The 21863-nt window shown below is 33.1% G+C and carries 18 protein-coding genes and 1 tRNA gene; 7 read left to right on the top strand and 12 right to left on the bottom strand.

Features of this window, described 5'->3' with window-relative positions:
* Nucleotides 1–15: 15 nt before the first annotated feature.
* Together ASC72_RS17680 and ASC72_RS17685 are read right to left on the bottom strand one after the other, a co-directional pair.
* Nucleotides 16–603, bottom strand: coding sequence for a hypothetical protein (locus tag ASC72_RS17680; protein WP_056193808.1), 588 nt, complete (start codon nt 601–603; stop codon nt 16–18).
* A gap of 27 nt (nt 604–630) precedes the next feature.
* On the bottom strand, nt 631–2145 hold the full coding sequence (locus tag ASC72_RS17685) for a hypothetical protein (RefSeq protein WP_056193811.1): 1515 nt from the start codon (nt 2143–2145) through the stop codon (nt 631–633).
* Between the two features lie 259 nt (nt 2146–2404).
* On the opposite strand from ASC72_RS17685, the gene ASC72_RS17690 reads away from it, so the two are divergent.
* From ASC72_RS17690 to ASC72_RS17705, 4 genes are all read left to right on the top strand, one after another.
* The gene (locus ASC72_RS17690) at nt 2405–2836 is read left to right on the top strand and encodes a PaaI family thioesterase (protein WP_056193814.1); all 432 of its coding nucleotides are present in this window, start codon (nt 2405–2407) and stop codon (nt 2834–2836) included.
* 4 nt (nt 2837–2840) lie between these two features.
* Complete coding sequence (locus tag ASC72_RS17695; RefSeq protein WP_056193817.1) at nt 2841–3923, top strand: chorismate-binding protein; 1083 nt, start codon at nt 2841–2843, stop codon at nt 3921–3923.
* Nucleotides 3924–4014: 91 nt separating this feature from the next.
* Complete coding sequence (gene bshB1, locus ASC72_RS17700; protein ID WP_056194525.1) at nt 4015–4731, top strand: bacillithiol biosynthesis deacetylase BshB1; 717 nt, start codon at nt 4015–4017, stop codon at nt 4729–4731.
* Between the two features lie 76 nt (nt 4732–4807).
* Nucleotides 4808–4881: transfer RNA gene (locus ASC72_RS17705), tRNA-His, on the top strand.
* Between the two features lie 203 nt (nt 4882–5084).
* On the opposite strand, the gene ASC72_RS17710 is transcribed toward ASC72_RS17705, so the two are convergent.
* From ASC72_RS17710 to ASC72_RS17745, 8 genes are all read right to left on the bottom strand, one after another.
* Nucleotides 5085–5933 (bottom strand): neutral zinc metallopeptidase, encoded by an 849-nt coding sequence (locus ASC72_RS17710; RefSeq protein ID WP_056193819.1) that lies wholly within the window; start codon nt 5931–5933, stop codon nt 5085–5087.
* Between the two features lie 92 nt (nt 5934–6025).
* Nucleotides 6026–9709, bottom strand: coding sequence for a response regulator (locus ASC72_RS17715; protein ID WP_056193821.1), 3684 nt, complete (start codon nt 9707–9709; stop codon nt 6026–6028).
* Nucleotides 9710–9800: 91 nt separating this feature from the next.
* Entirely contained in the window at nt 9801–10592 is a 792-nt protein-coding gene (locus ASC72_RS17720) for a hypothetical protein (protein WP_056193823.1), read from the bottom strand.
* Between the two features lie 122 nt (nt 10593–10714).
* Nucleotides 10715–12043: an aldehyde dehydrogenase gene (locus ASC72_RS17725; protein WP_056193826.1), complete on the bottom strand. Its 1329-nt coding sequence runs from the start codon at nt 12041–12043 to the stop codon at nt 10715–10717.
* 74 nt (nt 12044–12117) lie between these two features.
* Nucleotides 12118–12807, bottom strand: a complete 690-nt coding sequence (locus ASC72_RS17730) for an RluA family pseudouridine synthase (protein ID WP_056193828.1) — start codon at nt 12805–12807, stop codon at nt 12118–12120.
* A gap of 228 nt (nt 12808–13035) precedes the next feature.
* Nucleotides 13036–13854, bottom strand: a complete 819-nt coding sequence (panB, locus tag ASC72_RS17735) for a 3-methyl-2-oxobutanoate hydroxymethyltransferase (RefSeq protein WP_056193833.1) — start codon at nt 13852–13854, stop codon at nt 13036–13038.
* A gap of 60 nt (nt 13855–13914) precedes the next feature.
* Complete coding sequence (locus ASC72_RS17740; protein ID WP_056193836.1) at nt 13915–15111, bottom strand: SH3 domain-containing protein; 1197 nt, start codon at nt 15109–15111, stop codon at nt 13915–13917.
* Between the two features lie 93 nt (nt 15112–15204).
* Nucleotides 15205–16632, bottom strand: coding sequence for an L-serine ammonia-lyase (locus ASC72_RS17745; RefSeq protein WP_056193838.1), 1428 nt, complete (start codon nt 16630–16632; stop codon nt 15205–15207).
* Between the two features lie 316 nt (nt 16633–16948).
* On the opposite strand from ASC72_RS17745, the gene ASC72_RS17750 reads away from it, so the two are divergent.
* From ASC72_RS17750 to ASC72_RS17760, 3 genes are read left to right on the top strand one after another with little or no spacing between them, the layout of a single operon-like run.
* The gene (locus tag ASC72_RS17750; protein ID WP_056193841.1) at nt 16949–19096 is read left to right on the top strand and encodes a cation:proton antiporter; all 2148 of its coding nucleotides are present in this window, start codon (nt 16949–16951) and stop codon (nt 19094–19096) included.
* A 30-nt stretch (nt 19097–19126) separates the two neighbouring features.
* Nucleotides 19127–19555, top strand: coding sequence for an SMI1/KNR4 family protein (locus ASC72_RS17755; protein WP_056193843.1), 429 nt, complete (start codon nt 19127–19129; stop codon nt 19553–19555).
* A gap of 28 nt (nt 19556–19583) precedes the next feature.
* The gene (locus ASC72_RS17760; protein WP_056193845.1) at nt 19584–19943 is read left to right on the top strand and encodes a VOC family protein; all 360 of its coding nucleotides are present in this window, start codon (nt 19584–19586) and stop codon (nt 19941–19943) included.
* An 18-nt stretch (nt 19944–19961) separates the two neighbouring features.
* Here the strand turns inward: ASC72_RS17760 and ASC72_RS17765 are convergent, their stop codons facing one another.
* Together ASC72_RS17765 and ASC72_RS17770 are read right to left on the bottom strand one after the other, a co-directional pair.
* On the bottom strand, nt 19962–21068 hold the full coding sequence (locus tag ASC72_RS17765; RefSeq protein WP_241775750.1) for an acyltransferase: 1107 nt from the start codon (nt 21066–21068) through the stop codon (nt 19962–19964).
* Nucleotides 21069–21180: 112 nt separating this feature from the next.
* Complete coding sequence (locus ASC72_RS17770) at nt 21181–21861, bottom strand: 2'-5' RNA ligase family protein (RefSeq protein ID WP_056193851.1); 681 nt, start codon at nt 21859–21861, stop codon at nt 21181–21183.
* Between the last annotated feature and the right edge of the window lie 2 nt (nt 21862–21863).

Consider the following 21863-nt stretch of genomic DNA (forward strand, 5'->3'; position numbering starts at 1 on the left):
CAGAGTCGCAAAGTTTTATTTTATTGAAGTTATTTTATTAATTGCTTTTTTGTATTCTTTATCGAAATTATGACCATGATCATCTACTATTTTAATCCCATAATCATAGATATGATTCTTCTTTATTTTATAGAATGACACCCAATCTTGACCAGAAACCACATATCCTTGGATGATATTATATTTTGCTTTATACATTGGATTTTTTATTTCCTCAAAGCCAATTACTCTTATAAAATTATTTTTTTTAGGATTATATAAATATAGATTATAAGTCCAGTTACTTCGTACATCAGAAATATTTTGAACTAAAATATCTTTTATTTTATCATTATTGAAGTCTTTAAATTCTATTTTTTGAGTGCTGCTAAAAATAGAGTCCTTGACTAAAACTGAATTTTTATTGTTTAATTTTTGATTAATGATTAGAATTGAATTTTTTTCGCCTTCATAACCGTCTTTTTCAGTCTCAAAGTTTACTAATTTTATTGTAATTCCCTTGTCTTTATAAATAGAATCACATTTGATTACCGTTGTATTCTTTTGAGCAAATGAAGTACTATAGATCACGAGAAAAATTATAGATAAAATTGTTGATTTCATAGAGTCCAATTGTATTTTAAACTTTAACTATTTAGGGAATTCTTTGTTCTGATAAGCACCCAAATCCGGAGGAGAAGTTCTCGTTACTCCAATAATATCCAACGGAATTATATACGCCTGATTTCCTTTCGCGAAAGCGGAAGAAGTATTATCAATATTGAATTTATTCTGAGAAACATTATAAAACTTCGGATTTTCATTTAAAATGATCTGATTGTAATGAACAGCGTCCGTTTTAAATTGATAATCCGGATTTGTGGTAGAACCATTGAATTTCAGCAAACAATTATTCAATTGATAAACAAAAGCAGCATTGGTATTTTTATTCAGATTGAATTCATTGGTATTAGAACCATAAATGATACAGTTATTAAAAGTTGCCTGAGTCAGCGGATTTGTTTCGGGAGTTGCACCGCTTAAACTATTGCTAATGTTTACCGCGAAGTGCGAACTGTTTTGCCAGTTGTTGTTAAAAGTACAATGTGTGAAACTGTAATTTCCGCCGTAAACACAGGATAAACTTGCTAAACCTGCATAATTAATTACGATGTTCTCACCGTTAATTCGGGCGTTTTGAGCCAGAATTCCATATTCGACACAGTTGTAAATCTGTGTATTTTTAATCGAAACAGTAGTTGCGTCCTGATTTTTGAAAGACAAACCAACTACAGCATTTTTAAGTGTCAAATGATTTATCGAATGATTTGTACTACCGTCAGCGAGTATCACCGAATTCCATTGTCCTGGAATAGCATCATAAAGCGATTCTAATCGATCACCTTCAAAAATGACTTCTTTTTCGAGTTTTTCGGTTGTTGATGTAGTTCCATTTACATGTAAGGAAGCTTTTTTGTCTACAAATAATCCCGAATTGTTGTGAAAATAAACACGCGCTCCGGCTTCAAAAGAGACTGTTTTGTTTTCAGGGACTCCAGCATATCCGTAAATTACGTAAGGTTTCTGATTGGTAAAAAGTAATTCATTTCCGTTTATGGGATCATTTTCATCCAAATAAAAACCATCAACATCTTTGCCATCAATTTTGATTTTTTCCTTAGTTCCATCCGGATTTTGTTTCGGATATAAAAAAACAGCATCCTGAATCAAAGTCACTAAAGCTACTTGTTGCAGATTTGCACCGCTGGCAAACTGAATTTCATCGGTATATAAAAAATCGGTTGGATTGGCATCTGTAATATCTGCAGTGGTTTCTACAAAAATGTACAAACTGTCTTTGGCTAAAAGAGTAACATTATTGAAGATTTTTCCGTTGTTACCGGTCATTCCGTCAACGGTCATTCGGTATTTAGAATTCAGTCCTTTTTTGAGTTGAATAATCGGAATTGAAATGTCATTTTTACTTTTATTGTACACTTTCAGCTGATAAGTGCTTGAGCCAATGTTTTTAAAAACAGTGTCCAGGTAAACAGTGTCTTTTGAAAACTTTAAATCTCCTGTGCTTGCAACAGTATCAAAATCAGTTCGACAGGAACTGAAAACCAGAATTAGACCGAGAATGAAGAGTGCAAAATAGTGACGCATTTGAATTGGGTTATTTTTTGCCACAGATTTTACAGATTTAAATGATTTTTTCCATTCTTAGTGAATAAATTTAATCTATGTGAATCCGTGACCCGAGCGACAGCGAACGGGCGAAGCAAATCTGTGGCAAATATTTTTATTGCTTTGTAAAAATAGCAAAAAACGGACAGGTTCATAAATGATTTTTAATATTAGAATTGGATTTTCTAATTTGTATCTCATCTTTTCTTTATTTTTACGATTTTAAAGCCCATTCTAAATGAATTATACCAAAGAGCAAATATTAGAGCGTTGCAATCAGTTTTCTAAAAACACTTTGATGGAAACGCTGAAAATTGAATACATCGATGCTGGCGAAGATTTTTTAACTGCAAAAATGCCTGTAAATCCAAGTGTTCATCAACCAATGGGATTACTGCACGGCGGAGCTTCAGTGGCTTTGGCTGAAAGTGTAGGCAGCGCAGCATCATTCTTTTTTATCGATACAAAAGAACAGGAAGTTCGCGGAATAGAAATTTCGGCCAATCACTTAAAAAGTATTCGTGAAGGCTGGGTTTTTGGAACAGCGAGAATCATTCATAAAGGAAGAAGTATTCATCTTTGGGAAATTAAAATTACCGATGAAGTAGGAAATCTGATTTCGCTTTGCAAACTGACTAATATGGTTTTGGATAAAAAGAAAACCGAATAAAAATATGAACGACTTTTTCTCCACTATAAGAAAACATCAAGAGCAAAAATTGCCTTTTGTGATCTACTCTAAACCCAATTCTTCAAGTATTTTTGCGCTGTTGCAGCAGGATGATACCTTATACAAAGTCACAGATTATAGTGAGAAAGGTTTTGTTTTTGCTTCTTTTGATGAAAAACAGCTGATATTAATTCCTGAAAAAGAATCGAAAATTATAAGCGCTGAACAAACAGCAGTTAATTTTGATTTTAACAAAATCGAGGACGCCAATTTTGATGCAGAAGCAAAAACGCAATATGAAGATTTGGTCGAAAAAGGAATTCAGGCAATTAAGAATGAAGAATTCAAAAAAGTAGTTTTGTCAAGAAACGAAACTGTTGATTTGACTGATTTCGATTTCATCGTCACTTTTAAACGTTTGATTCATTTATATCCATCGACTTTTACGTATTGTTTTTCACATCCCGAAATTGGATTCTGGATGGGAGCAACACCGGAGCAATTATTAAAAGCGAGCGGAAGTGCTTTTGAAACAACGGCATTGGCGGGAACTCAAAAAGCCAATTTGGAAGAAGAAATTTCCTGGCAGCAAAAAGAAAAAGACGAACAGCAATATGTAACCGATTTTATTATAAAAAGATTGCATGAAGTGGCTTCGGCTGTAAACGTTACCGAACCTTACAGTATTAAGGCTGGATCAATCTGGCATATTAAAACTGATATTTCGGGTGTTTTAAAGGAGAATTCAACTTTAGAAGAAGTTATCGATACGTTGCATCCAACACCGGCAGTTTGTGGTTTGCCAAAGAAAAAAGCAAAAGCATTTATCCTTGAAAATGAAAACTACGACAGAACTTTTTACACCGGTTTTCTGGGCGAATTAAACAGCAGTTTTGCTCATAAAGCATCAAGTTCTGATTTATTTGTAAATTTACGCAGCATGCAAATTAAGGACAATAAAGCCATTTTGTACATAGGTTGTGGCATTACCAAAGAAAGTATTCCGGAAAAAGAATGGGAGGAAAGCGTCAACAAATCGATGACAATGAAAAGAGTTTTGAATATAAAAAAGAATAGTAGCTGTTAAAAATGTTTCAAGTTTCAGGTTTCAGGTTTCAAGTTGTTGGAGCGTAAAAAAACCTGAAACTTGAAACTTGAAACTTGAAACAAAAAAAGCAATGAAATTAGATATACTAGCCTTTGGTGCACACCCTGACGATGTAGAATTGGGTTGTGCCGGAACAATTTTAAAGGAAGTTTCTCTGGGTAAAAAAGTAGGAATCGTAGATTTAACCCGAGGAGAATTAGGTACACGCGGAACCGCAGAAACCAGAGATGAAGAAGCAAAAGCTGCGGCAAAAATATTAGGCGTTTTGGTTCGTGAAAATTTAGGTTTACGTGACGGATTTTTTGTAAACGATGAAAAACATCAGTTAGAGGTTATTAAAATGATCCGAAAATATAAACCTGAAATTGTATTATGCAATGCCATCGATGATCGTCATATTGACCACGGTAAAGGAAGCAAGCTAGTTTCTGATGCCTGTTTTTTATCCGGATTGATGAAAATCGAGACTTCAATTGATGGTGAAAAACAAGAAGCCTGGAGACCGAAAGTGGTTTATCATTATATCCAGTGGAAAAACATCGAACCTGATTTTGTTGTAGACATTACGGGCTTTGAGGATAAAAAGGTAGAATCGATCGCGGCTTATAAAACACAATTTTATGATCCAAATTCAAAAGAACCTGCCACTCCAATTACAAGTAAAAACTTTTTTGAAAGCTTAAATTACCGCGCCAAGGACTTAGGAAGGCTTGTTGGGAAGGATTTTGCCGAAGGTTTTACTGTTGAAAGATGTTTGGCTGTCAATAGCTTAGATGATTTGATTTAAAAAGATCAATATTTTTTCAATTTTTTATTTGCGGAAGTAAACATTAGTTGTATATTTGCAACCGCTAAGCAAAATGGTGGTTGTAGCTCAGCTGGTTAGAGTAGCGGTTTGTGGTGCCGCGGGTCGCCGGTTCGAACCCGGTCAGCCACCCAGAAATTTAAAGCCTTGAAGAAATTCAAGGCTTTTTTTGTGGGCATTAATTAAATTCCAATTTTTTAAATTCCAAATTCCAACTTTACTTGTTTTTGGAATTTGGAATTTAAAAAATTGGAATTTCTTTTTTTGATTTATCAAAAAAAAGCATGACGTTTAAGTCATGCTTACATTTGGTTATTATAGTTTGGTTTGTTGAATTATCGAATTTCGTCAAATGTTGTTCCTTGTTTAATATCTCCGGTTTTGAACCCTTTTTTAAACCAGTACATTCTTTGTTCTGATGTTCCATGCGTGAATGAATCCGGAACAACCTGGTCGCTCATTTTACTTTGAATCGCATCATCTCCAACAGCATTAGCAGCGCTTAACGCTTCTTCAATATCATCGGTATCTAAATTTTCTTTATTATAATGTGTCCATACTCCGGCATAAAAGTCGGCTTGCAATTCTAGTGCTACCGAAAGCTTATTGGCTTCTGCTTCACTTTTTCCTTCCTGGGCTTCTCTCATTTTTGCTGAGGTTCCAAGTAATGTCTGTACGTGATGCCCAATTTCATGCGCTATAACGTATGCAATGGCAAAGTCGCCACCTTTGGCGCCAAATTTAGTTTTTAGCTCTTCAAAGAAGCCTAAATCCATATATACCTTTTGATCACCCGGACAATAGAATGGTCCTGATGCTGATGATGCACCACCGCACGCAGTTTGTACAGAACCTCTAAAAAGTACCAATTTAGGATTTTTATAGGTCATGCCGTGCTCTTCAAATATTTTGCTCCAGATATCTTCATTATCGGCCAGGATTACTCTAACAAAGTCTCCCATTTCTTTATCTTCTTTGCTTAATGGGGCTGCGGCTTCAGTTTGTTGCTGTCCGCCTTGCAATTGTTCTAAAGCAGATCCTACAGTCTGGCCGGTTTCACCACCAAAAACATTTAAAAGCAAAATGATTATACCAATAACCCCGCCTCCAAGGGCAACTTTTCCTCCAGAAACACCTCTACGGTCTTCAACATTATCACTTTGTCTTCTGCCTAACCATTTCATATCTTTCTATTTAAGCTTTTTAAGTTTTCTTTCATACGAATTTATATATTTTTTAGGAATTACACGTTAACAGAAACAATTTAGTTTTTAAATTATTTTAACCATTTTCGCATAGCTTCTTCAACAGTACCTCTAATAATAGGTTTTGAGATATAATCGTTCATTCCGGCTGATAAACATTTATTTCTTTCTTCTTTTTCAGCTCCGGCGGTTACGGCAATTATCGGTATGTGCTGGCCAATTTCAGTAATTCTGATTGCTTTTGTCGCTTCATAACCATTCATGATTGGCATCTGAATGTCCATAAAAACAAGATCAGGATTTATATTTTCGATTTGTTTGACGGCTTCATAACCGTTTTCGCATTCGAAAATAATAGAATTCATGTTTAAGTTCTTTACAATTGTCTTTAAAAGAAGCATATTTACTTTGTTGTCTTCAACAATCAAAATGCTTATTTTTTTCTGATTTGAATTGTAGCTTAAAGCATATTCCGGATCTCTGTTTTTTGAAATTTGCTTGAATTTTTCATTGATACTTTTGTGGCTTGTTTTCAAATTCAGGTCAAAATAAAAATTGCTGCCTTCATTTATTTTACTATTAAGTTGTAAACGACTTTCCATTAAAGCCAATAATTGATTTGAAATGGTTAATCCTAAACCTGTTCCACCAAATTTCCTTGTTGTTGAACTGTCTTCCTGTGAGAAAGCCTTGAATATTTTTTTCTGATTTTTTTCTAATATTCCAATTCCGGTATCAGTTACAGAAAATCGGATGATATAATTCTCATCTGATTTTTTATCCAGTACGGTCACATTAAGTTTGATTGAACCTTCATTTGTAAACTTAATTGCATTGGATAAAAGGTTAATCAAAATTTGTTTCAGTCGAACAATATCTGTCCAGATGTATTTTGGTACTGATGGATCTAAGTTTAATTCAAGTTCAAGATTTTTTTGATTGGATTCATAAATAATCAAATCAAATATTTGTCCCAGTATTTTCTGAACATCATATAAATCAATAAAAAGCTCCAATTTTCCAGCTTCAATCTTAGAAAAATCGAGAATATCATTGATGATTTCAAGTAGCGAATGTGCAGATTGATTGATGGTTGTCATGTACTTTTCCTGAATTTCTTCAAGATTAGTTTTCATCAATAAATGCGTAAATCCAATTATTCCATTTAAAGGCGTTCTGATTTCGTGCGACATATTGGCCAGAAAATCAGATTTAGATTTATTGGCTGCTTCTGCCAATTCTTTGGCTTTTATGGCATCTTCACTTTCCTTGATTTTAGCGTTATTTCTGTTTCTGTCCAAAGCCGAAGAAATGTTATTGGCAAGTGTCTGAAAAATATAAATTTCGTCGTCAGTCCATTTTCTTTCTTTGGTACAATCATCAAATCCTATAAAACCAGAGAAGGTATTGTTGATAAACAGCGGTAAAATTAATATCGATTTAATATTATTGTTAACCAGCAATCTTTTGAAAAACGTATCTTCAAGATCGCTGGTTCGTGTATTTAAAACTTTTCTATTTTGAGAATGGGAAATAATTTCCTTTAAATTTTCTTCGGTAAAAACTTGTAATGTGGTTCTCTGATGTTCGATTCCTTCTCTTGACCATTTGTATTGCTGACTGATAGTGTTTGTTTCGAGATCTTTTTCATAATAAAAAATATGATCTACTTTTGAAGCTCTTCCGATAATATCATAGGTCTCCTGAAACATTTTTTGCAAACTTTTACTCAATAGAAACTTTTCTGTACAAAGTGCTAATGCCGAAAGTAGTTCGCTTTTATGTTCCAGTTTTTTCTCTGCTTTAAGTCGCATCTGAGAAGAAATAGCCAACGAAATAACATCAGAAATAGTTCTGGCATAGTTGATGTCTTCATTGTCCCAATCTCTTTTTTCGCCTGTACTTTCAAAACAAACAACACCGGCTAATTGTCCATTTGAAAAAATAGGCACATCGAGCATTGATTTTATTTTGTTTTTTCGGAAGTAAATTTCCTGAAATTCAGAAGTTTCTAATTTATCAAAAACATCGGGAGCATTTATGATGGCTTTGTTTTTTAAGGTTTCAAAATAAATAGGATACGATTCCTTATCCAGAATATTTTTATCATTTAAATTCTGATTATCACTACTGAATAAATTTTTACAGATAATTACATCGTCTGTAAACTTCCAGAAACTTACTCTGTTTGCTTTTGAAATTGTTGCAGCTTCTTTTATAATAGAATCAATTACCGTTTGCAGATTATGATATTCGCGAAAATCTGTTGTTGATAATTTTTTGGTCGAATTGTTATAAGCTTCAATTTTTTCGAGACGTCTTTTTTTCTCATTTTCAATATTTTTCATCTCCGTAATATCTCTGGCGATACCGGCAAAACCAATAATTTCGTTGAGGTCATTTTTGCGTACGATCACTTTTTGCGAGATCCATATTTCGCTTCCGTCTTTCTTTATAATCGGGATTTCAATTGTGGGGTAACTGTTTCCGTTTTTTTCCAGATTTTCGTAAAAATCTACCGCATTTCTAATGTAATCTTCGTGAATGAAATTCGAATAATGCTGTAGAATTACCTCGTTTTCAGCATAACCTAAAATTGAAAATCCAAATTCATTTATAAATGTAAAATAACCATCAGCGCTTATTTCAAAAATAATATCTGTAGCGGTCTGAATGAGGTTTTTATATTGGTCCTGAACAAGTATTTGTTCTGTAACATCCTGACCAATACTGATAATTAAATCTTCTGAGAATTTTTTATCCTTCCATTGAATATACTTAAACTCTCCGCTTTTATTTTTTAATTTTCTAATGTATAGTTTATTATCAATGTAGTTTTTATGATAATTTTCTTTGTTGAATTCCTGATCTTCAGTAAGTCTCCAGAACTCCATTCCTTTAACATCTTCAGGCTGATAACCTAAAATTGAAGTGATTGTTTCACTGCAAAAAAGTAATTCCCCTTTTTCATTTGTAGCAATTGTTAGAGAATTTCCTTTATGAACAATTTCATTAGTGAACCTAAAATTATCGCGGTTATTTAATAAAACAGCATATTTTACCTGATTGATAATAAAAATTAGAATAGAAAAGTTAACTAGTAAAATGGATGATTTAATTGGAATTAATTGATAAACTATAGTTATCGTTAAGTAAGTAAAGAGTATTCCAACAAAAATCCAATAAACTTTTATGGGTTTTAATATGTTATATGAAAAGAAAAATGAGATTAAAAAAGTAATAATGGGTACAATATCATTAGGGAGATAAATAATATTTGTCCCAATATAAATCATGTAAATAAAAAAAGCTACAATGAAATTTTGCTGAATCCGGTCTCTTAGGAACTTAACTTTACCTGTAAAAAAGTAGATTAGTAAAACTATGCAACCAATAGAAACATTTGAAATTAATAAACTGGCTGGCCTGATTTTAAAAATTTCATTGATAATTTCAATTAGAATTATAGCAATTCCAAAAAACAAAAGATAAAGTTCATACTCTTTATTGACAGTGTCATTTTCTCTTTTTTTCTCAATGAAATTACCAATTTTTGCTTTAATTCTAAAGAATTGATACACCAGAATACTTAAGAAACCAAAGAGAGATAGTCCTAAAATGATCAGTTTAGGATTGTTGTAAAAAATAATATCCGGACTAAGGACATACCAATTTGTGATAACTGCTTTCAGGGTACTACCAAAATGGGTAATTCCTGAAAGCAGTACATTATAAAAACTATAGTTTGCTACCATAGTATTTGGGGTATGTTTGGTTTAGTAAATAGCGTTTTTAATTTTCTAAACAGAGAAGGTTAAGCTCTTTATATATTTAGAATTTTCGTTTTTATTCTAAATCCGATTGACCTATTGCGTCAATTGGATCTTCTTCATCCATATTAAAAATTCCATAATAAGTCGCGTAATTCATTGATGTATTAAAAGCAAGTGTAAACAAGATTGGCACGCAACATGCAAATACACCTACTATTGCTCCAATAAGTCCAACAATGAAAAAAGCAAAAATTAATAATGGATTTTTACTTACAACGATGATACTTGATTTAATTGCATCTAAGGCTTTTAAATCTCCGAAAACAATTAACGGAATAACTAAATAAGTAAAAAAGTTGATAGATATTGAAATGACACCTCCCAGAAGTCCTAAGCCAATACTTTCGAGGACATTCGAAATAGCAGCTCCTACGACTGCGATAACGAAAGTGGCTGTGAATATCTGAGCAAAATAAGGTGCTTTGTAATAAGTGAAAATAGTAGAAACATTGAATTCTTCATCTTTATCAGCGCAATCTGCCATTTTTAGAAATCCGGCACCAAAAGGAGCTAAAACGCCGCTTAAAAGTGAAATGCCCAATGTAGAAATTAATTGTTCAAGATATGATAATTTTTGATTTTCAAGATTCTCAAAAAAATCTTTACTCATACTTTCCACACCATAATAGGCAACAAGTACACTAAAAAACGCGAATAAAAAGAGGACTGAAAATACTAAAATAATAAGCCCTGAATAAAGTGCTATTTTTTTATAGTTTTCGAATGCGTGGTTAAAAACAGTTGAAAAATCTAAGGAATAGCCATGATTTTTAATGTCTTCGATTTGATCGGATGTAGATTTCATTTTACTGGTAGAATTGCTTTATACTTTTTATATCTAGGTTAAATACTGAAACGTAAATATAATATATTTAATCAATTGCATATAAAAATCTACAAAATATACATAAGTTGTTTTCTGCCTGTTTATATCCAGTCTAATAATCGTTTGACAGAAGCTAATTTATCTTTATAGGGAGCATATCGCATAGGCAGATCTAACCAGTTTCCCTTTTTTACGATCGCTTTATGATGAGAAAAAATGTCGAAACTTAGTTGGCCGTGATAAGCACCAATTCCGCTATGGCCAACACCTCCAAAAGGTAATCTTTTATTTGAAAAGTGTACGACAGTATCATTTATGCAACCGCCTCCAAAAGAGTAGTTTTTAATCAGTTTTTTAGCAAAAGATTGATTTTCGCTAAAAATATAAAAAGCAAGAGGTTTTTCGTATTTGCTTACAACGTTGTGGATTTCTGCTTCGGTTTCATAAGTAAGGATAGGTAAAATTGGACCAAAAATCTCTTCTTTCATTACAGGACTATCAAGGGCCGGTTCTTCGATTAATGTTGGTGAAATAAATAGTTTGTTGGCATCTGTTTCTCCTCCAAAAATCACTTTTTCGCGTTCGATCATGCTGTCTAGTCGAAGAAAGTTTTTAGTATTGATGATACGGGCAAAATCAGGAGATTTTTCCAATTTTTTACCATAGGCTTTTATGATTTCTTCGATCAAAAAAGTAATAAAATTGACTTTCATATTTTTTTGGATCAGAATATAATCAGGGGCGATACAAGTTTGTCCGGCATTGATGAATTTTCCCCAGACGATTCGTTTTGCTGCCAATTTTAAATTAGCCGTTTCGTCAATAATACACGGATTTTTCCCACCTAATTCTAATGTTACCGGAGTCAGGTTCTCGGCTGCTGCCTTAGCGACAATTTTACCGACAGCAACGCTTCCGGTAAAGAAAATATAATCCCAACGCTGAGCCAGTAATTTATTAGAGATTTCAACGCTGCCTTCAAAAACTTCAACATGATTGATGTGAAATGTCTTTTCAATAATTTTTGAAATAATTGCTGATGTATTTGGAGTAAGTTCTGATGGTTTTAGAACCACTCTGTTTCCTGCGGCAACTGCGGCAATAACAGGGCATAATGCCAATTGAAAAGGATAATTCCAGGGTGCAATCACCAAAACTTTTCCGTAAGGTTCTTTATAAATATAATCGGTAGAAGGGAAGTTGAGAATTGATGGAAAAACACGTTTGCGTCTGGCCCATTTATGAATGTTTTTGATGGTGTCTTTCAGATCAGAAATAACGTAATTTGTTTCTGTTAGAACGGTTTCGAATTCAGGCTTTTTAAAATCATCGTACAAAGCTTTTACAATTAAATCTTCGCTTTTTTGTATGTTATACAATAACTTTTTGAGCGTTTCTTTTCTGTATCCAATGTCGTTTTTATAGTCCATTTTCTGATCAACTTGTTTTTTCTCTATGCAAGTTAATTGATAAAATTTAAAAAAATAACAAATAAATCATAAAATCAAATAGCATTCCAAATGGTTTCATCCGGAGTTGGTGCGATTATCGTAATATTTTCTTTAGAAACAGGATGAACAAAAACCAATTTTCTGGCATGAAGATGAATTCCCCCGTCAGGATTGCTTCGGTCAAAACCATATTTTAAATCTCCTTTAATTGGAGAACCAATGGCAGACAATTGCGCACGAATTTGATGATGACGACCCGTATGAAGATTAATTTCTAAAGCCACATAATTCTGAAGTTCTTTAAAAACCGTATAATCCAGACTGGCCATTTTACTATCTGGAACTTCTTTTAAATGTGCTTTCGACGTATTATTTTTTTCATTTCTTTTTAAAAAATGAACCAATTTGGCAGTTGTTTCCTGAGGTTTATTCTTCACAACTGCCCAATAAGTTTTTTGCGTTTCACGATTACTGAAAAGTTCGTTCATTCGTGTTAAAGCTTTACTGGTTCTGGCAAAAACCACAATTCCGGTTGTAGGTCGATCCAGTCGATGGATCACTCCCAGAAATACGTCGCCAGGTTTATTGTATTTGTCTTTAATGTATTCTTTTACAACATCAGATAAGGGCTTGTCACCGGTTTTATCACCTTGTACAATATCACCCACACGTTTGTTTACCACAATGATATGGTTGTCTTCGTGTAGAATTTGGAGATTATTTTTATCTGAGATGATTTTCATTTTAGACTTGCTTAGAATTTTAGATTTTTGAATTTAGATTTTAGATTTTAGATTGAAAGAATTCGGCTAAAGCCTTTTAGATGAATCAAAAAAAGTCCTCCAGCTAAAGCTGGAGGCTATTCAATTTCAAACCTTTGTCCCGAAGCCTCGGGATTGTTGCTTTGAACCTTTGTACCTAAAAAAGAAACCTTAGAATCTTAGCAACTTAGAACCTTAGTGCCTTAAAAATTAATATTGTTCACTAGAATTTGGAAAGTCACTTGACTTAACATCAGCAACATATTGACCAATTGCGGAGGTCATTTCCTGATATAGGTTTAAGTAACGACGTAAGAAACGCGGGCTGAATTCATTGTTCATTCCAAGCATGTCATGAATTACTAAAACCTGTCCGTCAACACCGCCTCCTGCGCCAATTCCGATAACCGGAATCGAAATGCTTTTAGCTACTTTCTCCGCTAAATCTGCGGGTATTTTTTCTAAAACTACAGCAAAACAACCTACTTTTTCAAGCATTTTTGCATCTTCAATTAATTTTTCTGCTTCTTCGTCTTCTTTGGCGCGAACGCTGTAAGTTCCGAATTTATAAATAGATTGTGGTGTTAAACCTAAGTGTCCCATTACTGGAATTCCTGCATTTAATATTTTTTTGATGGATTCTTTAATTTCTTTTCCACCTTCAAGTTTTACTGCATGTCCACCGCTTTCTTTCATGATTCTGATTGCAGAACGTAAAGCTTCTTTTGGATCAGATTGGTAGCTTCCGAAAGGTAAATCAACTACAACCAAAGCCCTTTCAATTGCACGAACTACAGAGGAAGCGTGGTAGATCATTTGGTCTAAAGTAATTGGCAAAGTCGTTTCGTGTCCCGCCATAACGTTTGAAGCCGAATCACCCACTAAAATCACATCGATTCCTGCAGTGTCAACAATTTTTGCCATCGTATAATCGTAAGCTGTAAGCATAGAGATTTTTTCTCCGTTACTTTTCATTTCGATTAACGATTTTGTAGTTATTCTTTTATAATCTTTTTTAGCTACTGACATTTTGTTTTTTGTTTATTTTTTTTGATAATGTAAAAGTATTGAATAATTGTAAGTTGAGAATCAGCAATAGAAGAATATTTCAATGCTGAAAAGCTTACCATCTTTAAATTCTATTTTAAATTGACTGTCTTCCACAAGGATAGAATAATTATGGGGTGACTTTATAGAAGCCTCGATATAGGCACCATATTTTTCAATGAAAGCTTTTTCGGACACTGAATTATCTAAAATTGAATTTGGATTAATTATGAATTTGTTATTTTCATTCATATAAACTTTGATAATTTCTGCTTGATTTTTCTTTTCATCTACAGATGCTTCTAAATCAGGATAATAATAAAACAAGTCACTTAAATACACACCACATTCATCTCCAATGCTTTCTTTTTTAGAAGGCTGCCCAAATGTTTTCACTAAATCTTTTTGAGTTAAATAGAGCGATTTGGTTTTGATTCCTTTTAAAATAAATTCAGCTTTTTTAGTAAAGGCAACAATTTCTTCAGGTAGTTTATGCTTCGCCAAGCCTTTTGCGATAGTCGTATTTAAGTCGGTTTCAGTAATAAGTTTAGGGTCATTTAATTGTTTAACAACTTCAGAATAACGCTGATAAGCCGGAGCTAATTTAGCGTAATCACTGTTCCATGCCAATTCTGTAATTCTTTCACTAACTGTTTTTCTGTCTGCAATAGCATTCACATCAAGTTTGTCGAATTCTTTTAACAAGGTATCAAAGTTGGGTCTTATACCAATAAATTTTCGTAAAGTATATTTGGCGTATTCTTCCGTGAAATTACCATTTATATTTACCCAGTCTTCCTGGTTTTTTGGAAGATAATTAACAGCAACGGGATCACCGGTATAAAGAATTTCTTTAATTTTTGAGTTTTTATCAGGCAGTGCTCGTGCTTTTAAACTTGCAACCAAAACAAATAAATGATTACCTCCATAATAGGCATCACCGCCTTCAATGATAGGATTCTCATTGTCTTTAACTTTGATGTCTTTTGCGTTTAATCTTGTTGTAACGAATTTTTCCTCAATAAAGCCTTCATTAAAATTATCAGCTTGTACTTTATACCAGCCATTTTTACTTTCGGATAATAATCGGACTTCAGCACCATATTTAAAGTAACCCAAAAAAACGGCGGAAGAACTAGCAGTTGTATATAGTCTGGTATCTGAATTTAGAAAATAGCGTTCTTGTGAATGCAATAAAACCGAACAAAATAAGGCAATTAGAAAGTATAATTTTTTCATGAAGTATTTTAGTTTTTGCCACAGATTAAAAGATTGAAAAGGATTCGTAATCTGCGTTACTCTTTTAATCTGTGGCAATAATTATTTCGAACTTTAGCAATCAGCCATATTTACCGCAATTGCCAATCCGCCTTCAGAAGTTTCTTTGTATTTAGAATTCATATCTTTAGCAGTTTGCCACATCGTATTAATTACTTTGTCTAAAGGCACTTTTGCATTTTTAGAATCGGTTTCTAAGGCCAATTCTGCTGCATTTATCGCTTTTATGGCCCCCATTGTATTTCTTTCTATACACGGAATCTGAACTAAACCGCCAATTGGATCGCAAGTCAAACCAAGGTGATGTTCCATGGCAATTTCTGCCGCCATTAAAACCTGAGCGGGAGTTCCGCCCATTAATTCGCAAAGTGCTGCTGCAGCCATTGATGACGATACACCAATTTCGGCCTGACAGCCACCCATCGCTGCAGAAATGGTAGATCCTTTTTTGAAGATACTTCCAATTTCTCCGGCAACCATCAAAAATTGTTTGATTTCTTTTTCTCCGGCATTATGGTTTTCAATCACCAAATAATACATTAAAACGGCCGGAATCACACCAGCGCTCCCGTTTGTTGGAGCAGTAACTACACGGCCCAAAGAGGCATTTACTTCATTCACTGCAAGTGCAAAACAGCTAACCCATTTTAATATTTGGCGAAATTTAACTTCCGTTTTTCTGATTTCTTCCAGCCAGGATTGAGGATCAGAATAATTAGATAATCCAATTAAATTCTGATGCATGTCGAAAGCTCTTCTGCGAACATTTAATCCGCCGGGAAGAATGCCTCCAGTATGACAGCCAATATACATGCATTCCAGCATCGTGTTCCAGATACGCATTAATTCCGAATGAATTTCTTCTTCAGAACGCATCGATTTTTCATTTTCATAGACAATCTCTGAGATCGATTTGTTTTCTGAAATCGTATAATTTAAAAGCTCAACGGCATTTTGAATGGGAAACGGAAAAGCACATTTAATCTCTTCTTTTATTTTGGCATTGGTACGTTCTTCCTTAACGACAAAACCACCTCCAATAGAATAAAAAGTAGATTCATATTCAGAATCATCAGCTTTGTATGCAGTGAATTTTAGTCCGTTGGCATGAAAAGGAAGGAATTCTTTATTGAAAACAATGTCCTGAAGAAAGTAAAACGGAATCGTAATCTGGTTGCCTAAAATGATTTCATTTTTGGTTTCGATTGTTTTGATAATTCCTGCAATATTATCTACCGGAATATACTCTGGATCTTGTCCGCTTAAACCTAACATTACGGCCAAATCAGTAGCATGACCTTTTCCTGTAAGTGAAAGTGAGCCATATAAATCGACTTTAACTCTGGTAATTTGTTCTAAAATAGATTCGTTTTTTAACTCTTCTAAAAAACGTTCAGCAGCGCGCCATGGCCCCAAAGTATGTGAGCTTGAAGGACCAACGCCAATTTTAAGCATATCAAAAACAGAGATACATTCTTCCATTGTTCAATTTTTATTAAGACAAAGATAATTGAATAATGCAATGATGTTTTACTTTCAATTAGAAATCTTGCAGTTTTGTTAAAATAAATATTAAATATTAATAATTTGGCAAAGAAGTAAATTTAATTAGTTAATATAGGGCTTTCATAAAAAGTTCGGGATTTTTTTAGGTATTTTTGTATAGCTATTACTAAAAGAAACTGATCTTTTTAGTTTTTTAATAATCGAAATAAACTGCAACTTTGGGTATTTGTCTGAATGCTGAAAATGTCTTTTTATGACAGTTGATATACCAAATAGGAGCTAAAACCACATTATGATAGAATTTTTCAGGCATTTACTACAAGAGTTCGAACTACCACTTAATAATCCAGTATTGATTTTTTCGTTGATACTTTTTATCATTTTATTATCCCCGATTTTACTAAAAAAAATTAATATTCCCGGAATCATTGGTTTGATTATTTCGGGTGTTATTATTGGCCCGCACGGACTTAATATTTTGGCCAAAAATTCAGCCGTAGATTTATTCTCTACCATTGGACTTCTTTACATCATGTTTATTGCTGGTCTGGAACTCGATATGAACGAGTTTAAAGCCAATAAAAATAAGAGTTTATTATTCGGGTTTTTTACATTCATTTTCCCATTAACGATTGGTTTCCCGGTTTGTTTTTATCTTTTGAATTATGATTTTAATGCCAGTTTTTTAACCGCAAGTATGTTTGCGACACACACTTTGGTGGCCTATCCAATTGTGAGTAAACTGGGAATTGCCAAAAATCAGGCCGTTGCAATTACCGTGGGAGGAACTATTTTGACAGATACCGCAGTGTTGATTATTTTGGCCGTAATTATGGGAAGCAGTCAGGGAAATCTGAATCAGGCTTTCTGGATAAAACTAACCATTTCATTAGCAATTTTCTCTGCGATCATGTTTTTGGTAATTCCAAGAGTGGCAAAATGGTTTTTTAAGAAACTGGAAAGTGAGAAACACGCCCATTATATTTTTGTTCTTTCAGTTGTTTTCTTTGCCGCATTTTTAGCCGAAGTTGCAGGGGTAGAACCTATTATTGGTGCTTTCGTTGCCGGTTTGGCACTGAATCCTTTGATTCCGCAATCATCAGCTTTAATGAACCGAATTGAGTTTATTGGAAATTCCTTATTCATTCCGTTTTTCTTGATTTCTGTGGGAATGTTGGTTGATATCAGCGTAATTTTAAGTGGCCCAACGGCTTTAATTGTAGCCGGGACATTGAGTGTTGTGGCTATTTTTGGAAAATGGATTGCAGCGTTTTTTACTCAAATCGTTTTTAAATATAGCAAGACTGAAAGACAACTAATTTTTGGATTAAGCAGTGCGCATGCCGCAGCAACTTTGGCTGTAATTTTAGTGGGATATAAAGCTGAAATCCTGGATGAAAATATCTTAAACGGTACGATTATTTTAATATTGATTACCTGTATTGTAGCGTCTTTTGCTACCGAAAAAGCAGCGAAAAAAATTGCAATTTGCGAAGAGGAGATTTCGCATGAAGATGCACATAAAGATCAGATTTTAGACGAGCATATTTTGATTCCATTAGCAAAAACTTCTGCGACATCAAGTTTATTAGATTTTGCACTTTTGATTAAAGATAAAAAATCGTCAAACCCGATTACTTTATTGACGATTGTTCCGAATAACGATCAGGCCGAAAAAAATATTTTAAGATATCGAAAAGCAGTTGATAAATTTGTAATTCAGGGTTCAGCCTCAGAAGTAAAAATCAATACAATTGCCAGAATTGATCATAATCCTGCCAGTGGAATAGCCAGAACTTCCAAAGAAATCATGTCAGATATTGTAATTATCGGCTGGCCGAGAAAAACAGGCTTCCTGGATAAAATTTTTGGAGAAAATGTAGATTCAATTATTAATAACGTTGATAAAAGTTTGTTTATCTGCCGTTTCGAAAAGACATTTATAGAAGAAAAAAGACTGGTATTTATCTGTCCGCCTTTTTCTGAAAGAGGGGCCGGATTTCAACTTTTACTTCAAAAAATTTGCCGACTGTCGCAAGAATTAAGTGTGCCGATTGTGATTTATGCCGAATATAAAACGCATCAAACCATTCAGCAAATTGCTAATATTTTAAAACTGAACGCGAAATTAGGTTTTAAAAGTATTTTGGACTGGGATAATTTTGAAGCGATTTCAGACGAAATAAGACCAACCGATTTGATTGTTTTCAATTTATCCCGAAAAGGTTCTGTTTCATACCAATCGATCTTTGATAAACTACCTCAGAAATTCGAAAAATCATTCAGCGATAATAACCTGATTTTGGTATATCCACAAGATGACAGAAAAGCAACTTCTATGGATGCGTACGAAGATTTTACCGCAACTCCATTAACCAAAGGTCTTGAAGCGATTGAACAGATTGGTAGAGGTTTAGGGAGTATTTTGAAGAAAGGGTAAAAAGATTTTTGAAAGCTCCAAAAATAAATTATGACAGAACATCTAGAAAGAATAATTGCAAAATATAGTTTTCCAAAAAGAGATATAAATTCTACTGTTGAAATAATTGATGTTGAATTATATTCGAAATTGAAACTTCCGAAAGATTATGTGTTCTACCTTGAGAACTATTATGGAATCGATCAGTTTATTGGTGTTGAATTTATAAACCTTTGGAGTTTAGAAGAAATTATTGAAACTAATAAAAATTTTAATATTGTAGAAGGATTATCACGAACGATTGGAATTGGTTCAAATGGAAGTGGAGAATTTATTGGAATTAGATTAGATGAAAACGAGAATATCAAAATAATTCTTTCGCCTTTTATTGATCTAAACACCAAGTATCATATAGAAATCGGGACTTCTTTTACTGATTTTCTTGTTCGTCTTGATAATGGTATTGATTGGTTTCCTTAATTTTAATAAAATTTAAATCCTTTAGAAAATGCAACACAAAGTAAAATCCATCCGACCTTTTATTGGAGCTAAAGATTTTCAAATCTCCAGGAGTTTCTATAAAGATTTAGGATTTGAAGAAACCGTTTTAGATCCAAAGTTTTCTGTTTTCAAAACCGGTGAAATTGCTTTTTATCTTCAGGATTATTATGCAAAAGAATGGATCGAAAATACCATGGTTTTCTTAGAAGTGGATGATGTCGACCGCTATTACAAGGAACTTTTGGCTTTAAACCTAACGGAAAAATATGGAGTGAAATTAACTCCAACGCGGTACTTAGATTGGGGAAGTGAATGTTTTCTACATGATCCTTCCGGTGTTTTATGGCATTTTGGAAAGTTTAAGTGATTTGATCTTAAAGTAAAATCATTTAATCTGCTGTATTTTGATTCTTAATTGCATAAATGGTTTCTCTATTATTTTATTAAGAATATAAGCAATAATAAGGCATGATATAATGCAAATTACCAATGTAATAGTACTGTTGATATCTACATTAAAAGTCAGCAGAAATTGTTGTGTAAGGTGAATTATTCCTTTATGAATTAAATAAATTCCATACGATAGTGTAGCGATAAATGTGGTTGTTTTTGAATTCCATTTATATAAGAAACTTGTTGGGCATATTGCACCTAAAATCATAAATCCATATCCTAAATCTACTAAAGGAAATCCTAAAACAGAGGCATAAAAAGATCTTTCTTCATAACATAAAAAATAGGCCGCTGTCAATAAAAGGAGACTAACGATTAGAAATTCATTTCCGAATCTAGAAATCTTGTTCCATAAATTAGGCGAAAATTGATATATAGCGGCAATAGATACGCCTATTAGCAATCCATCCAAACGGTTGTATGTTGGGTAGTATATAAATTTGAACCAAAATAACCATGCATTGTCTTTGCCGCTGTTTGGAAAATATAAAATTTCCCAACTATACAGTCGAATTATAAAACCGAAAATAAACAATACAACTAAAATCCAATAGGATTTATTAAAAAGATTAGTTGATTGCAGAAAAAGCAGCACAAGAGGTAAAAGCAAATAAAAATGTTCTTCAACGCAAAGTGACCAAGCATGTGAAAATGTTCCATAATCCTGAATATTTAACCCAAAATTTTGAGTGAAAGTTAGTAGTTTCCATAAGGGAGGAAGTGCTTCTTTTTCTCTAAATATAGGAATAAGAAAATATAGTGCGGTAACGAACCAAAATAGGGGTAAAATCCTGAAAAAACGTTTTAAGAAGAAATCTTTAAAAGAGATTTTTATTCCGTTTTTAATATTAAAAAAGAGTTGCGAAGAAATTAAAAATCCGCTTAAAACAAAAAACAAATCTACTCCGGTCCAGCCAAATTTAGCAATACTAGCTAACCATTCCGGATGTGCAAAAATGGGGATTTCATAGTGATATAAGAAAACGAAACATATTGCAAAAGCTCTTAAGTGATCTAGTCCGTATAATTTTTTCTGCACTTCTGTATCTGTATATTCTGTTTCTAAAAGCTCAAAGATAATAGAATCACGAAGCTTTAATTTTTGAAAATATAACTTTTATTAACAAAATAAAAAGTAGTAAATCTAAAAACTATAAATACAAATCAGCCAAATTAATTGTATTGCTTTTCCGCTGATACCAATCGTTATAAACTAATTCCAGTTTGTCAACTGTAAATTCCCCAAAATCAAAACCCCGAAATTTTTCTACAACTTCTATTAGTTTCTCCGGATTTTCTAGTTTTTCCTGAAATCTCATAACGGTTGAATGTGCAGTTGCAATAGCATAACGGCTGTCGATACTTTGTTCTAAATCTGATTTTTTAAAATTCTCACGCAATTTCTCCCGTAAATTATTCAAAGATTCATCAGTTGGAAAACCCTGAATCATTATTGCAGAAGGCGAGGCGGTAATGCCTTTAAAATCGATCTTGATTTTATCTACGTCAATTAAACTTTTTTGAATGATTTCGACATACTCTTCAATTCTGATTTTATCCAAAGTAAAACCTTCATAACACGAAATAATCGACATTCCTGTAATATGAATGTCTGAATTTGGGTAATAATATTGATTGGAATCAACTTCTTTTAATTCTTCTAAAAACAACTGTATTTTAGCTTTTATTTCATCGCCTGGCCGAATCAATAAAGTAATTCCAAATCGGGTATCAGCTGTGTCATTAATTTGGTTATCAATGATATAATTTCCTTCTAAAATAGCTTTCGAAGATTTTTGATAAAGTTGGTCGTAATGTTCTTGTAAATTCATTT

The sequence above is a fragment of the Flavobacterium sp. Root420 genome (assembly GCF_001427905.1).
In the GTDB taxonomy this organism is placed as follows: Bacteria; Bacteroidota; Bacteroidia; order Flavobacteriales; family Flavobacteriaceae; genus Flavobacterium.

Excerpts from the sequence above, each read along its gene's own strand:
- ASC72_RS17720 (WP_056193823.1), bottom strand. The coding sequence starts at position 10,592 with ATGAAATCTACATCCGATCAAATCGAAGACATTAAAAATCATGGCTAT.
- ASC72_RS17690 (WP_056193814.1), top strand. The coding sequence starts at position 2,405 with ATGAATTATACCAAAGAGCAAATATTAGAGCGTTGCAATCAGTTTTCT.
- ASC72_RS17710 (WP_056193819.1), bottom strand. The coding sequence starts at position 5,933 with ATGAAATGGTTAGGCAGAAGACAAAGTGATAATGTTGAAGACCGTAGA.
- ASC72_RS17745 (WP_056193838.1), bottom strand. The coding sequence starts at position 16,632 with ATGGAAGAATGTATCTCTGTTTTTGATATGCTTAAAATTGGCGTTGGT.
- ASC72_RS17680 (WP_056193808.1), bottom strand. The coding sequence starts at position 603 with ATGAAATCAACAATTTTATCTATAATTTTTCTCGTGATCTATAGTACT.
- ASC72_RS17750 (WP_056193841.1), top strand. The coding sequence starts at position 16,949 with ATGATAGAATTTTTCAGGCATTTACTACAAGAGTTCGAACTACCACTT.
- ASC72_RS17730 (WP_056193828.1), bottom strand. The coding sequence starts at position 12,807 with ATGAAAATCATCTCAGATAAAAATAATCTCCAAATTCTACACGAAGAC.
- bshB1 (WP_056194525.1), top strand. The coding sequence starts at position 4,015 with ATGAAATTAGATATACTAGCCTTTGGTGCACACCCTGACGATGTAGAA.
- ASC72_RS17695 (WP_056193817.1), top strand. The coding sequence starts at position 2,841 with ATGAACGACTTTTTCTCCACTATAAGAAAACATCAAGAGCAAAAATTG.
- ASC72_RS17760 (WP_056193845.1), top strand. The coding sequence starts at position 19,584 with ATGCAACACAAAGTAAAATCCATCCGACCTTTTATTGGAGCTAAAGAT.
- ASC72_RS17755 (WP_056193843.1), top strand. The coding sequence starts at position 19,127 with ATGACAGAACATCTAGAAAGAATAATTGCAAAATATAGTTTTCCAAAA.
- ASC72_RS17685 (WP_056193811.1), bottom strand. The coding sequence starts at position 2,145 with ATGCGTCACTATTTTGCACTCTTCATTCTCGGTCTAATTCTGGTTTTC.
- panB (WP_056193833.1), bottom strand. The coding sequence starts at position 13,854 with ATGTCAGTAGCTAAAAAAGATTATAAAAGAATAACTACAAAATCGTTA.
- ASC72_RS17725 (WP_056193826.1), bottom strand. The coding sequence starts at position 12,043 with ATGGACTATAAAAACGACATTGGATACAGAAAAGAAACGCTCAAAAAG.
- ASC72_RS17715 (WP_056193821.1), bottom strand. The coding sequence starts at position 9,709 with ATGGTAGCAAACTATAGTTTTTATAATGTACTGCTTTCAGGAATTACC.
- ASC72_RS17740 (WP_056193836.1), bottom strand. The coding sequence starts at position 15,111 with ATGAAAAAATTATACTTTCTAATTGCCTTATTTTGTTCGGTTTTATTG.
- ASC72_RS17770 (WP_056193851.1), bottom strand. The coding sequence starts at position 21,861 with ATGAATTTACAAGAACATTACGACCAACTTTATCAAAAATCTTCGAAA.